This is a genomic window from Paraburkholderia sp. BL6669N2 (assembly GCF_003387275.1).
Lineage (GTDB): Bacteria > Pseudomonadota > Gammaproteobacteria > Burkholderiales > Burkholderiaceae > Paraburkholderia.
In genome coordinates this window covers 4,516,056-4,530,500 of sequence record NZ_QUNA01000002.1, presented here as the reverse complement: position 1 = coordinate 4,530,500, position 14,445 = coordinate 4,516,056, and the positions used below count along the sequence as shown (strand labels likewise).

Below are 14,445 nucleotides of genomic sequence, written 5' to 3'. Positions count from 1 at the left end.
CGGACACTGCGTCGGTGCATCAGGCCGTCATCGGGTTCGGTAGACGGCCACGCCCTGCGGTTCGATCGCGTGCGAACCGAACACGAAGGCGTCGTCGGGTACGCCGGTGAGCGTGTGCGTTTCGTCGCCGTAGTTGAACACGTAGGTCAGCGCGCCGCGGCGGCTCACTCGCACGCCGTCGCCGAGCGGCGTCGTTTCGAGTCCCGCTTCCTGTGCGATCCGCGCGAACAGACGCACCGTGAACGCGTCGTCGAACAGACTCGCCAGGTAGTGGAACGCGCCGCCGTGTACATACGCGGGATGGCCGTCCGCGAACCGGGCCCGCACGTCGAGCGCTTGCGCCCCGTCGGTGTCGATGAAATCACGCCAGTGACGGGCGAAACCATCTTCTCCGCCAGCCCCTTCGCCGTCAGCGAGCCGCACTGCTTCGGTCACGTTCGACCGCATCGATTCGACACGCCACACGCGCAACGGCAACACCGAAGTCAGCGCGCCGGGCGGCAGATTCGCGGGAATCTGCAGATCTTCAGTCTTCGAACCGGTGCGAGGACCGAGCACGACCTGCGCACCCGAACACGCCAGACGCTCCGCAAGCGCTGCAGGCACGACCGGCAACGGCGGCACGACGATCAGGCTGTAGCCGTCGAGCGGCGCATCCACCGGCACGATATCCACGTCGAGCCCGAGCGCGCGCAGCGCCGAGTAATACTCGAAGGCGAAGCGCGGATAGTGAAAATCCGCGCCCTGCGGATGAATCTCGAACAGCCACTTCGCCTCGTAATCGTAGACGAGCGCGACTTTCGAACGAACCGTAGCATTGGCGTCGGCATTCGCGGCGAGCACCGTGCGAATCTCGCCGGCAACTTGCGACGCTTCGTTGCCGCCCACGTCCAGGCGGTTGTCCGGCGTATTCAGTCCCGCATGCATCTGTTCCTGCGCGAACGGCGCCTGACGCCAGCGGAAATACGACACGCAGCCCGCGCCATGCGCGAACGCCTCCCAACTCCACAGCCTTACCATGCCCGGCAACGGCGCGGGATTCCACAGCGCCCAGTTCACCGGACCCGGCTGCTGCTCCATCACCCAGAACGGCAGCTTCGACATGCCACGATAAACATCGTGATTGAACGACGCGAAGTCCGGGTGCCCGCTACGCAGCCAACGCGCTTTCACCTCCGGCGCGAACCATTGCTCTTCGAGCGCGCCGAGCGGATAACTGTCCCACGTCGCCACGTCGAGATCGGCGGCGACCTTGTAGTGATCGAACTCGGTGAAGAGTTGCATGAAGTTGTGTGCAACCGGCCGGCCCGGCGAATGCGCGCGGATGATCTCGACCTGCATGCGGTTATAGCGCGCCACTTCGTCGGAGGCGAAACGCCGGTAGTCGAGGCGATGCGAAGGATGCGCTTCCGTCACGGTCGCCACCGGCGCGTCGATCTCGTCGAAGCTGCGGTATTCCATGCTCCAGAACACCGTGCCCCATGCGCGGTTCAACGCGTCGATGGTGTGATAGCGCGCTTTGAGCCACTCGCGAAAGCGACCCACCGCGGCCGGCGAATAACTGACCACCGTGTGGTGGCAGCCGAACTCATTATCGGTTTGCCAGTAGGCGACAGCCGGATGCTTGCCGTACCGCTCGGCCACCGCCGTGCAAATTTTCTGCGACGCAGCGAAATACGACGGCGACGAGAAGTCGTAATGACGCCGCGAGCCGAACGCACGCGGGCGGCCATCGGCGCCGACCGGCAGAATGTCCGGATGGCGGTCGATCAACCACTTCGGCGGCGTCGCGGTCGGCGTGCACATCACCACTTGCAGGCCGGCCACGCCGAGCACGTCGATCGAACGGTCGAGCCAGCCCCAATCGTATTCGCCCGGCGTCGGTTCGATCCGGCTCCAGGCAAATTCGGCGATCCGCACCTGTTCGATGCCGAGGGCTTTCATCCGGCGAGCGTCGTCTTCCCACATCGACTCCGGCCAGTGTTCCGGGTAATAACAGACTCCAAGGCGCATCCGAATGTCCCCTATGCGTAGTGTTCGACGGATTCCAGCGAAGCGGCGGCAAAGCCGTCTTCGGTAAATAAGTGGCAGGCGGAACGGGGCACGCGCAAGCTCGCGCACTCACCGGGCGCGAGGCGCGTATTGCCCGGCGCTTTGGCGATCAGCGCGGCGCCGCCGGGCTGATCGAGGTGGACATAGCTGTGTTCGCCGAGTTGTTCGACGAGCGATACGGTGCGTGTCAGCACCGCGTCGTCCGGCGCGACGGAAGACGGGTCGACAAATTCCAGGTGTTCAGGGCGCACGCCGAGCGTGACCGCTTGCGAGGTTTGCAGCCCCGCGCCGTTCACCGGCACCCGCATGGTTTCATGCGTGTGATCGAGCGTGACGGTGACGCCTTGCGCATCGACCGAGGCCACTTTTCCCGGCAGAAAATTCATCCGCGGCGAGCCGATGAAACCCGCGACGAAGCGGCTCTTCGGACGGTGGTACAACTCGAGCGGCGCGCCGATCTGGGCGATGCTGCCGTAGCGCTCGGTGTCCTTGCCGGCATGCAGCAGCACGATCTTGTCGGCGAGCGTCATCGCCTCGATCTGGTCGTGCGTCACGTAGACCACGCTGGCTTTGGCAAACTGCTTGTGCAGCCGCGCGATTTCGATGCGAGTCTGGCCACGCAGCGTGGCGTCGAGATTGGAGAGCGGCTCGTCGAACAGAAACACGCCGGGCTCGCGCACGATCGCGCGGCCGATCGCCACCCGCTGCCGCTGGCCGCCCGACAACGCCTTGGGCTTGCGTTCGAGCAGCGCTTCCAGTTGCAGGATGCGCGCGGCTTCGCGCACCTTGCGATCGATTTCATCCTTGGGGGTTTTAGCGAGCTTCAGGCCGAACGCCATGTTCTCGAACACGCTCATGTGCGGAAACAGCGCGTAGCTCTGGAACACCATCGCCACGCCGCGTTGCGCGGCCGGCACGTCGTTCATGAGTTTGCCGCCGATCGAGAGGTCGCCGTCCGTGAGGTCTTCGAGTCCGGCGATCATGCGCAACAAGGTGGATTTGCCGCAGCCGGACGGACCGAGAAACACGCAGAACTCGTTCTCGCCGATCTCGAGATCCACGTCGCGGATCACCGGCGCGCCGTCGCCATACGCCTTCTGCACGCCTCTTAACGAAATGCTCGCCATTGCATCGACTCCGTGATTTAATCGGCTCGAAGTCGGAGATTAAGCGCTTAATCAGCAAGGCCGAAAAAAATCGATCGCTTGGGATCGTTTGCGCCTTGCCTGTCTCCGAGTTCGTTTTGTCTGTGCGACAGATGGTGCCGCGCCTCGGCGCGTGATGCAAATGTCGGGCAGCCATCCCAAATAATGAAAACATCATGCCCACACTTAGCGAAGTCGCGCGTCATGCCGGTGTCACTCCGGCCACCGTATCGAACGTGCTGCGCAATCGCGGCCGGGTCGGCGCGACCACCCGGCAGCGCGTGCTCGAAGCCGTCGAAGCGCTCGGCTACCGCCCGCACCTCGCCGCTCGCGCCCTCGCCGAAGGTCGCGCACCGACGCTCGCGCTGATGGTGTCGAGCATCGCCAACCCGTTCTATCCGGAGTTCGCGCTCGCCGTGGAACGCGCGGCGCGCACGAGCGGCCACTTCGTGATCATCTGCAATACGAACGAAGATCCGCACACCGGCCGGGCGTATCTCGACCAGATCGCCGGCACGCTCTCCGAAGGCGTGCTCGTCACGAACGCGAACCTCGATTTCGCCGATCTTCATACGACCGAAGCGCGCGGCACGCCAGTCGTGCTGTGCATGTGGGAGCGGCCTAACGAGCCGCCGGGCTTGCCGTGCGTCGCTGTCGATTTCCGGCGTGCGGGTGAACTGGCGGGCGCGCATTTGCTGGAACTCGGCCATCGGCGGATCGGCGCGATTGTCGGCAGCAAGGCCTCGGGCATTCATGCGGCCCGTTACGAAGGTTTTGTCGATGCGCTGCGCGCCGCCGGCGCGCCGAAAGGTCGTGTCAAACATGCGGCCGATACGATCCAGGGCGGCTACGAAGCGGCACGCGCGCTGCTCGAAAGCGATCCGAAGCTCACCGCGATCTTCGTGACCAACGACCTGCCCGCGCTCGGCGCGATGCACGCCGCCGCCGACCTCGGCCTGAACGTGCCGGCGGACCTGTCCGTGATCGGCATCACCGACATTCAACTCGCGCGCGAGTCGCGTCCCGCGTTGACGACGGTCGCGGTGCCGACGGTCGAAGTCGCCGGGCTCGCGGTATCGCTGTTGCGTGAGCTGATCGAGTCGTCGTATGGACAGGCGGGCCGCCCAACGGCCGGCGTGCCGATGCGCATCGCCTCGCCGCCCGAACTGGTTGTGCGTGCATCCACGGGCGTACCGCGTTCGCGCTGATGTGGCCGTAACAGCATCGCGGACGTTACGTAGCGAACCCTCGCTACGCACGCGCCGTGTTCCTCACGCGGTATCCGCAAACGCCCGCCACAAGCGGCGCCGCCGCAAGCGCAGCGTATTCATCCAGCGATCCATGCAGTTGGCACGGTCCCTGCAATTAAACAGGGAAAGGCCGAGCACCGCGACGACCCAGAGGCCGTCCGCGCTCGCCAACCGGCCGGGCCAAGGCCATAACACGCATGGATATTCGAATGATTGCCGATCTCTCGCTGGACGCTGACGTCGCCGAACACACCCTCCACGCCGACTCGAACTTCGCGCAGCGCCACCCTTTGCAAATCGCCGTGTGTCTGCGCCAACTGATGGCCGGACAGGACTTCGTCACGATCGAGTTCGATGGCCGGCAAATCGTCACGCAGATACTCGATGTCGACTCGCGCAATGCGCGCTTTGTCTTCGATGCCGGCAGCGCGGTCGATGACAACGAGGCCTTACCCGCGGCCCGGCAACTCACGTTCCGCAGCCTGCCCGGCGGCATTCGCACCGAGTTCACAACGTTTGATGCCACGCCGACTCAGTTCGACGGTTTGCCGGCTTTCGAAGCGCCCTTCCCTGCTTTGGTCTTCTACATTCAACGCCGCGAATTTTTCCGCGTGCAAACGCCCGTGCTCGACCCGTACATCGCAAGCGGCCCATATGCGGATGGCGGCTCCTTCCGGCTGGAGTTGCAGGATCTGTCGCTGGGCGGCATCGCCGTAAAGACCGCCGACGAACGCTTCGGTTCGCTCGAACGCGGCACGGTACTGCGTGGCGTCGCACTGCAACTCGGCAGCTTCGGCATGCTGCGACTCGATCTGGAAATCGTCGCGCCACGACAGATGACCACGGCGAAGGGCGACCGGCGCTTTGTGATCGGCTGCAAGTTCGTCGCGACGCCAGGCTCTGCCGAGCGGACCTTGCAACGCGTCGTCACGCAACTCGAAACGAGGCGGCAAGCACTCGCACCGCGCCGTTAGGCCGATTCGTCACGGACATCGTGATAACCACGATATCCGCGCACTTCAGGGTTCGCTGAATACCCTCGTGACGCCAACGATTTGGCGTCGGGAAGACCGCATTCAGCTTTCAATTCACCTTCATTCGAGCCAGGACTTTCCCCAAGCCCGGACGCTCGATCTCGCATCGCACCATTCCGCCGAAGCCCCGCCACATAAGGCGTTCAGCCAGCTTGCTGAGTGTCGCGCGCAATCGTTCCGTGCCAATGATTTCCTTGACGCAAGTCGACGCGCCTGCTGTACTAAATCAACTGAAGTGATTTAGGCGGCGCGAATCGACCCAGCTCGAAGTCGTTTCGCACCGCCTTCATCGCACAGCAGATCGCAAACCAGGTTGTCAGCGCGCAGCGTTCGTGCAGGCAACCGCCAGTACCACAACGTCGTTGCCAAAAACCGGAGGAGCGTCCCATGAATCTGAATTCCCGCAGGCTTCCTGTCGCCAGGAAAATCGTGTCGATGTGCGTCGCGGCATCGGCGGTATGGTGTGCGAGTGCGAGCCAGGCGGCTGACCAGCCGGTCGTCGGCCTCATCACGAAGACCGACACCAACCCGTTCTTCGTAAAGATGAAACAGGGCGCCGAAGCGGCCGCCTCGAAAGACGGCGCGAAGCTCATCACCGCGGCCGGCAAGTTCGACGGCGACAACGCGAGTCAGGTCACCGCCATCGAAAACATGATGACGGCCGGCGCGAAAGCGATTCTGATCACGCCGAGCGACACCAAGGCGATCGTGCCGAGCATCAAGAAAGCGCGCGCCGCCGGTGTGATGGTGGTCGCGCTCGACACACCGACCGATCCGCAAGACGCCACCGACGCCCTCTTCGCCACCGACAACTTCAAGGCCGGCGTGCTGATCGGCAAGTACGCGAAAGCCGCGCTCAACGGCAAGCCCGCGAAGATCGCCACGCTCGATCTCGCGCCCGGCGTCTCGGTCGGCGTGCTGCGTCATAACGGCTTCCTGGAAGGCTTCGGCGTGAAGGAAGGCGATCCTTCCGTGGTGTGCAGCCAGGACACGCGCGGCGACCAGGCAAAGGGCCAAACGGCGATGGAAAACTGCCTGCAGAAGTCGCCCGACATCAACGTGGTTTACACCATCAACGAACCGGCGGCAGCGGGCGCTTACCGCGCGCTCAAGGCGGCGGGCAAGGACAAGAGCGTGATGATCGTCTCGATCGACGGCGGCTGTGAAGGCGTGCGCAACGTCAAGGCCGGTGCGATCGCCGCGACCTCGCAGCAGTATCCGCTGAAGATGGCCTCGCTCGGCGTGACGGCCGGCGTCGAGTACGCGAAGACCGGCAAGAAGGTCTCCGGCTATCAGGACACCGGCGTGACGCTGATCACCGACAAACCGATGTCTGGCATAGACAGCAAGGACACGAAGTTCGGCCTCGACAACTGTTGGGGCAACAAGTAACACGCACTGAACAGCGGCCCGCTTCGCGGGGCCGCCATCGCATTTGCCGCGTGGCCAAAGCGCCGCGCTTCTGCATCGAGGTCATCCATCATGTCGACTCCTTCCGCGCCCGCCGGCCATTCGCGTTCGTTCGCCGAGCGCATGCCATCGCTTGCCGAAGTCGGGCCACTCATCGCACTGGTACTGGCGTGCGGCTTCTTCATTTCGCAAAGCAACCGCTTCCTGTCGTTCCAGAACCTCTCGCTGATTCTGCAGCAAACCATGGTGGTCGCGGTCATCGCCATCGGCCAGACGCTGATCGTGCTGACCGGCGGCATCGATCTCTCCTGCGGCATGGTGATGGCGTTCGGCTCGATCATCATGACTAAATTCGCGGTCACGCTCGGCGTACCGCCAGTCGTCGCGATTCTGTGCGGCGTTGGCGCGAGCACGCTGTTCGGCGCGCTGAACGGTGTGTTGATCACGCGCATCAAACTGCCTGCCTTCATCGTCACCTTAGGTACGTTGAATATCGCTTTCGCGCTCACGCAGATCTATTCGAACGCGGAGAGCGTGTCGAACCTGCCGGACGCGATCATGTTCTTCGGCAACACATTCAAGCTCGGCCCCGCGGATGTCACGTACGGCACCGTGCTCACCTTGCTGATGTATCTGGCCACGTGGTTCGTGTTGCGCGACACCGTGCCGGGCCGGCATCTGTACGCGCTCGGCAATAACCCCGAGGCCGCGCGGCTGATGGGCCTCTCGTCGCAAAAAATCTTGCTGACCGTGTACTCGCTGGCGGGCGCGATCTACGGCATCGCCGCGCTGTTGTCCGTGTCGCGTACCGGCGTGGGCGATCCGCAGGCGGGACAAACCGAGAATCTCGACAGTATTACCGCGGTTGTGCTCGGCGGCACGAGCCTGTTCGGCGGACGCGGCTCGATTGTCGGCACGCTGCTCGGCGCGTTGATCGTCGGCGTGTTTCGCAATGGCTTGACCCTGATCGGCGTTTCTTCGGTTTACCAGGTGTTGATCACCGGCATGCTGGTGATTCTCGCGGTGGCCGCCGACAAACTTTCCCATCGTCGCGGTTGAACAGCCAGAGGAATCCGTCATGTCTACCCCCACTTCTGCTTCTTCCACGATGCCCGTTCTGCAGGCGCGCGGACTCATCAAACGCTACGGCAATGTGACCGCGCTCGACGGTTGCGATTTCGAAGTGCTGCCCGGCGAGATCATGGCCGTGATCGGCGATAACGGTGCGGGAAAATCGTCGTTGATCAAGGCTCTTTCCGGCGCCACAGTGCCGGATGAAGGCGAGATTCTGCTCGACGGCAAGCCGGTCAAATTCCGCAGCCCGCTGGATGCCCGCGCGCAAGGCATTGAGACGGTGTATCAGGAACTCGCCGTGGCGCCGGCCATGAGCATCGCCGAAAACCTGTTCCTTGCGCGCGAATTGCTGAAACCCGGCTGGCGCGGCTCGATCTTCAAGATGATCGACAAGCGCCGCATGCTGGACGAAGCGACCGCGCATATGAAAGACCTGCAGATCGGTATCCGTTCGATGCGCCAGGCCGTGGAAACGCTCTCAGGCGGCCAGCGCCAGGGCGTGGCCGTGGCACGCAGCGCGGCGTTCGCGCGGCACGTGGTGATTCTCGACGAGCCTACCGCCGCGCTCGGCGTGAAGGAAGGCAACATGGTGCTGGAACTGATCCGGCGCGTGCGTGATCGCGGCCTGCCGGTGATCCTTATCAGCCACAACATGCCGCACGTGTTCGAGATCGCGGACCGCATTCATATTCAGCGACTCGGCCGGCGCGCGGCGCTCGTGAACCGGGCGGACATCCACATGTCGGAGGCGGTGGCAATCATGACCGGCGCAAAGGAAGCAGACGTCAAGGCGATTGCATGATGCGCGCATCCTGCTGAGCGGGCGCCTACCATGGAAACCACCGGCACCCGTTCGCCCCTCAAACGCACGGTCGGCTCGAATCAGGTCGGCATGCGGCAGTTCAACGAGCGCATCGTGTTGCAGGCGATCCGCTTGCATGGGCCGCTGCCGAAAGCCGACGTCGGCCGCCTCACGCGTCTTTCGATGCAGACGGTGTCGATGATCGTCGAGCGTCTCATCGACGACGGGCTGCTTGAAAAGCAGGCGCGCGTGCGCGGCAGAATCGGCCAGCCGTCGGTGCCGATCGCGTTGCGCGCGCAAGGCGCGTACACCATCGGCGTCAAGGTGGGACGGCGCAGTCTCGACGTGCTGGCGATGGATTTTGCCGGCCACGTGGTGCACCGCGATGTCTTCGATTACGCGTATCCCGACCCACGCACGCTGTTTCCCGCGCTCGAAAATAAACTGGCGCGCGTGAACCAGACGCTCGGCGCGAGAGCCAGCCAGGTGGTCGGCGTGGGCGTCGCAGCGCCTTTGTGGCTCGGCGGCTGGCGTGACTTTCTCGGCGCGCCGCCCGACGCGCTGGAAGCATGGAACGAGATCGATCTGCGCTCGCGCATCGCCACCATGACGGGCTTGCCCGTGGAGTTCGCCAAAGACACCACGGCCGCCTGCGCCGCCGAACTCGTGATGGGCCAGGGGCGCGGCATTCACAATTTCCTGTATCTGTTCGTCGGCACGTTTATCGGCGGCGGCCTTGTGATCGACGGCCGTCTGCATGGCGGCCCGCACGACAACGCGGGCGCGGTCGGCTCGATTCCGCTGCGTGAAGGCGGCACGCGCAAACCCGCGCGCCAGCTGCTGCACGCGGCGTCGGGCTTCGTGCTGGAAAAGCTGTTGACCGACGCGGGCGCGCCGGCTGCGGCGGCGCACGATCATCGCGCGTTGTCGCCGGAAATGTGGCGGCACACCGAGCAGTGGCTCGACAGCGCATGCCCCGCAATTGCCACTGCACTGACCAATGCGGCCGCCCTGCTTGATCTCGATGCGATCGTGATCGACGGCGAACTCGACCGGCAACTGTTGCGCGAAATCATTCGCCGCACCGAGCGCGTGCTCGACCGCTTCGAATGGGAAGGCATGGTGCGTCCGCAATTGCTGGAAGGCGCGATCGGCGCCGATGCGCGCGCGATGGGCGGCGCGATTCTGCCGCTCTATGCGCATTTCGCGCCGGTGCATGAGTTGTTCCTGAAGCCGGCGGCGGAGACCGTCTACTAAACGCTGACGTTGTGATGCGTTACCGCCAACGCCGGCATCCTTGACTCCATGCTCATTGCGCGGCGACCTTGGTGGTCGAAGCCGTCTTCACAGGCGCATCGTTCAGCAACGGCTGCAACACCGGCGCCAACGACTTCAGCAATTGCACGGAAAGCGCACTGGTGAACTCGTAATGCGCGGCATACGGTTCATGCACCCACGCGGTCAACGTGCCGTAGAACCGGTCGCCCATCGCGAACACGAAAGTCGCGCTACGGTTCACCTTGCGCGACTCGATCAGCCGCGCGCCTTTGGCGAACACATTGAAGCGCTGATCGCCGGTGCCGGTCTTGCCGTAGACCTCCAACGTTTGTCCATCGGGGAACGTCATGCCTTGCGCGAGACGCCTCGCCGTGCCGCCCGTCACCACATCGCGCAGCAACACTTTCACGGTGCTCGCGATTTCCGGCGACAACTGCTGCTCCGGCGCAACCGCTGCGCGCTTGAAGTGCGTTTCGTAAGGCGTGTCTTTCGCGAAGTCGAGTTGCGTGAGACTTTCCGTCGGCACCTTGTTGCCGTTGTTGGCGATCACGCCGATCAGTTGTGCAAGCGCCGCCGGCCGGTCGCCCGACGCGCCGATTGCCGCGGCATACGAAGGCGTGAGCGTCGCGAACGGATAGCCGAGCGCCTGCCATGATTTGCCGATCGCATCGTAAGCGCGAAGTTCGACCATCCGTTTGATGCGGCGGTCCTGCGTCGCGTGATAGCGCGTCTTGAAGAGCCACGAATAAGTCGACAGACGCACGTCGCGGCTCGCGCTCTGGATCTGTTCGAGCGTGGCGTCGGGATGTTCGCGCAGATAGTTGAGCGTCCACAGTTCCAGCGGATGCACGCTCGAGATATAGCCGCGATCGTTCAGATTGAAGCGGTCGATTGCGTATTTGGCGTACAGGTTCGCCAGGTCTTCGTCGTCGAGCACGGAGGCGGCCGGCGTGTTCTTCAGCGCCGCGCGCATTTGCGCGTTGAACCACGCATTCGACTCATCCGGCGCGACGCTGCGCAATACCGTCGCCACCTTGGGCGGCGATTTGCGCACGCCGAGCAGCAGCAGTGCGAGCGCCTGATCGCGCGTCTTACCGTGATACTTCGTGTAGAAACGATTCATGTACACGCGGCTTTCCTGATCGGCGAAGCGCGTCAGATACATCTTGCGCATCTCGGGATCGGCCAGCCATTGTGCCGACGGACCCGTGGTCTGCACCATTTCGTAGTGGACGATGTCGCGCATCAGCCTCACGAACACCAGATTCACCGAATGCTGGAACGCGCGGTGCACGGTCAGGATGCGGCTGTTGTCGTCGGATTCGAAATTGTTGAAGGTCTGCGCGCCGCCGCCCGTGTAGAACGTTTCACCGGGACTAGCCGAGTATTTGCGCTCAACGGCCGCGTCGAGCATGGCTTGCAGCGAACGGTCCGAGGTGTGCGCAAGATAGTCGAGCGACCAGCGCGTGAGTTGATCGTTCGGATCGTACTTCACGGCTTTCAATTGCGCCGTGCTCAACGGTGCATAACGCTTGTGCAGGTCGGAGACGATCTGCAAATACGTCACCACGGTACGCAGTTTCGCCGTCGAACCGAGATTCAGGCGCGCGCCGGAGTTGATGTCGAACGGCTGGTTGACGCTGTCGGTTTGCACGCGCACGAGGTTGGCGCCGTCGCGCCGCTCAAACAGCGTGAAGCTGTAGGCGATTCTCGACGGATCGTCCGACGCGCGCAGCATTTCGAAACCGACCAGACCCGCCGCTTTCGCGCCGTCGCGCGTGGCGGCAGCGGCGAGCCGGTCGCTCACGGCTTGCTGAACGGCGTTGTTGAGTGTGCCGTTCGCCTGCAGATCGAGGCGGTCGAGTTCGTAAAAACTCGGTATGCCGAGCGCGGCGAGCAGATGCGAACGCATCGACGTCACCGCCTTGCGCGACACGAAGGAATCCGCACTGGCCGTTTTGGCGGGCGCGCGGTGCAAATCGACCACCGCGGAGAGCGCGGCGTCGCGCAACGGGATCGACACGATGCCGCCGTTCGCCAGCAGCCGCAAATAACTGTCGGTCAGCCGTTCGAGTTCCTTGTAGCCGTGATGCAGGAAATACGACGGCGCACGTTGCGCGATCATCAACGAAAGCACCTGCCTGAACGCAACGCCTTGCTCCGGCAGATTCTGTTCGGTCGAAGGCGCTGCGAGGATGCGGTTGACGTCGTTGAAATCGCGGCCATACCAGGCGGCGAGACCGTCGCCGATACCGTTGATTTCGCCAATGCCCGGCTGCGCGGCCAGCGGCACCGAGTTGAGATAGTGGACCACGATCTGCCGGCGCGCCGGCATGGTCTGCGGGCCGTTCAGATAGGCGCGCACCGAAGCCGACGCGATCTGCCGCAGTTTCTCCGGCGGCGTCGCCGTGCGGCCGCCCGCCGAGTGGCGGAATTTTTCGATCTGCGTGGCGAGCGTGCTGCCGCCGGGCTGCGACTGATGGTGATCGAACACGCGCACGCCCTGATCGGCCAATGCGCGGCTAAAGCGGCCCCAGTCGATAGCCGGATTGCGGTTTGGCTGGTTCGGATCGAGCAGATAGCGGTCTTCGATAAACAGCAGCGAATTCACGACCAGCGGCGGAATCGCGTCGAAGCTGTCGTACACGCGGCCGGGAAACTGCGCGGCGAAGAGCGGCGCGCCGGTGCCGTCGAAGAGTTGCAGGCCCGCCTGATCTTTTTCTTCGTACGGCAGAAAGAGGCCGTCATCCGCCAGCGACAGCATCCGCTCGGAGTCGCGCGCCTGAGTGGTGATTTCAAAGCCGCGTTGCAACAGACGCTGCTGGATGGACGGCAGCAACGCGTAGCCCAGGCGGCTGTCGTAAGGGCCTTTGTCGGTTTGGGGAAAACGGATGGAGTGACTGGGACCGTCCGCGACGGAAAAACCGACGTCGCGAGTCAATTCGGAGAGATAGTGCGCCTGCAATCGCGAGGTTTCGATCTCGATCTGGCAAAAGCGTGCCGCCAATGCCAGCGCAAGCAAAAATGCCGCTACCAGCGCCCATTTGATCCACTTGCGCACAGACATCGTGCCCGTTGCGCGAAACGGTAAACGAATCAGCGGCCGATTCATGGTGCTCTCCCCGAGCGGGCACCGGTTTCTTCAGGGCCGGCACACCTTCGAAGCAGTGTAGCGCGGAACGCGAACCCGCGATCCGTTCGGATTTACCCGAGAGTGTCGCGGCTACAACACCCGTTTGCGAAGCATGGCGCGGCGTGAATTGCCATGCGATATTGAGCGGCTTTCCTGTGATGAAAAAACCGCCGCTTCAGGCGGTTTTTTGCTTTCTCGCCGGCCGGTCCGGCAGCCGTCCCTGCGCCTGTTCGACCGGCTGCGCGCACAGCAGATCAATGAACTGTTCCGCCGGCGGCGACAGCACACCGCCCTTGCGCGTCACGATGCCAAAAGTCTGCGAAGGCGACTTGAGCTTCACCGGCACGAGGCGCAGCATTTTTTGCCGAACGAATAAACCGGCGATTGCCGTGGGCAACAGCGAAACCAGATCGTGACTGCTCTGCAGGAGCGCCACCGTCACGAACGTCGAGGCCGTGGAAACCGGGTTATCCGGCATCCGCAGACCGGCCAGGTCCATCTCACGTTCGAGCAGCGCGTGCAGCGGCATATGCGACGGATACATCACCCAACGGTGGCCGGCCAGATCGCGCAGTTTCACCTCTTTCTTCGGCAACGGCGGATGACCGTAGCCGACCACCACCGAGAGCGGCTCGTCGCCTAGCGGACGATAGTGATATTTCGACGGATCGGCCGCCACCGCCGCGCGGCCGATCACCAGATCGAGCCGGCCGTCGTCGAGTTGCTGCAGCATGCGCGCGCTGGTGTCTTCCACCACTTCGACGGAAAGATCCGGCTGGGCCGCGTGCAGTTGATTCAGCGCCGGCACGACGCACTCCGGAATCGCGCCCATGATCGCGCCGATCGCAAGCCGCCCGCCGCGCCCGGAACGTATCTCGGCAACGTCCTGGCAGAGCGCGGTGAGATCGGTCGTCATGAGCCGCGCGTAGCGGATCACGCAGTGGCCGAGCTGGTTCGGGATCATGCCGCTCTTCGAGCGCTCGAAGAGCGGCGCGTCGAGCATCGACTCCAGTTCCTGCAAGGCCTTGCTGGCGGCCGATTGCGTCATGGACATCGCGCCGGCGGCTTTGTGCAGGGACTTCAGGTCGTCGAGTGCGATCAGCAACTGGAGTTGCTTCATGCGCAGCTTTGACAGCAGGACGTTGAGGGTGTTTTTCATGGCGGATCGCATTGAAGCATGGGTGAGTCGCAAAAGCGATCACAAGATGGAAACAATTCAATATACCCGCGGTGCCCCACCGCCGTATAGTCGCCAGTGGAGACATTC

Annotated in this window: 10 protein-coding genes; 6 read left to right on the top strand and 4 right to left on the bottom strand. The window is 63.6% G+C overall.

The genetic code is table 11. From position 1 onward, the window contains the following. Positions 1-27: 27 nt before the first annotated feature. Both B0G80_RS42930 and B0G80_RS42925 read right to left on the bottom strand, forming a co-directional pair. A complete protein-coding gene (locus B0G80_RS42930; RefSeq protein ID WP_116123535.1) occupies positions 28-2,013 on the bottom strand; it encodes a beta-galactosidase in 1,986 nt (661 codons plus the stop codon). Positions 2,014-2,024: 11 nt separating this feature from the next. Further along, the gene (locus B0G80_RS42925; RefSeq protein WP_116123534.1) at positions 2,025-3,179 is read right to left on the bottom strand and encodes an ABC transporter ATP-binding protein; all 1,155 of its coding nucleotides are present in this window, start codon (positions 3,177-3,179) and stop codon (positions 2,025-2,027) included. 194 nt (positions 3,180-3,373) lie between these two features. Between B0G80_RS42925 and B0G80_RS42920 the strand changes: the two genes are divergently transcribed. The 6 genes from B0G80_RS42920 (at position 3,374) to B0G80_RS42895 (ending at position 10,024) form a co-directional block, all read left to right on the top strand. After that, positions 3,374-4,405, top strand: a complete 1,032-nt coding sequence (locus tag B0G80_RS42920; protein WP_106277303.1) for a LacI family DNA-binding transcriptional regulator — start codon at positions 3,374-3,376, stop codon at positions 4,403-4,405. Between the two features lie 251 nt (positions 4,406-4,656). Then, on the top strand, positions 4,657-5,421 hold the full coding sequence (locus tag B0G80_RS42915) for a flagellar brake protein (RefSeq protein WP_116123533.1): 765 nt from the start codon (positions 4,657-4,659) through the stop codon (positions 5,419-5,421). A gap of 447 nt (positions 5,422-5,868) precedes the next feature. Further along, positions 5,869-6,873, top strand: a complete 1,005-nt coding sequence (locus B0G80_RS42910; protein ID WP_116123532.1) for a sugar ABC transporter substrate-binding protein — start codon at positions 5,869-5,871, stop codon at positions 6,871-6,873. A gap of 90 nt (positions 6,874-6,963) precedes the next feature. Beyond that, positions 6,964-7,950 (top strand): ABC transporter permease, encoded by a 987-nt coding sequence (locus B0G80_RS42905; RefSeq protein WP_106277298.1) that lies wholly within the window; start codon positions 6,964-6,966, stop codon positions 7,948-7,950. Between the two features lie 19 nt (positions 7,951-7,969). Continuing rightward, positions 7,970-8,767 carry an ATP-binding cassette domain-containing protein gene (locus B0G80_RS42900; RefSeq protein ID WP_116123531.1) on the top strand — a complete coding sequence of 266 codons (798 nt, stop codon included), beginning with the start codon at positions 7,970-7,972 and terminating at the stop codon, positions 8,765-8,767. A 30-nt stretch (positions 8,768-8,797) separates the two neighbouring features. After that, positions 8,798-10,024, top strand: coding sequence for an ROK family transcriptional regulator (locus B0G80_RS42895; RefSeq protein ID WP_116123530.1), 1,227 nt, complete (start codon positions 8,798-8,800; stop codon positions 10,022-10,024). A gap of 52 nt (positions 10,025-10,076) precedes the next feature. On the opposite strand, the gene B0G80_RS42890 is transcribed toward B0G80_RS42895, so the two are convergent. Next, positions 10,077-13,157, bottom strand: a complete 3,081-nt coding sequence (locus B0G80_RS42890) for a transglycosylase domain-containing protein (protein WP_116123529.1) — start codon at positions 13,155-13,157, stop codon at positions 10,077-10,079. Positions 13,158-13,353: 196 nt separating this feature from the next. Next, entirely contained in the window at positions 13,354-14,337 is a 984-nt protein-coding gene (locus B0G80_RS42885; RefSeq protein WP_116123528.1) for a LysR family transcriptional regulator, read from the bottom strand. Positions 14,338-14,445: the final 108 nt, after the last annotated feature.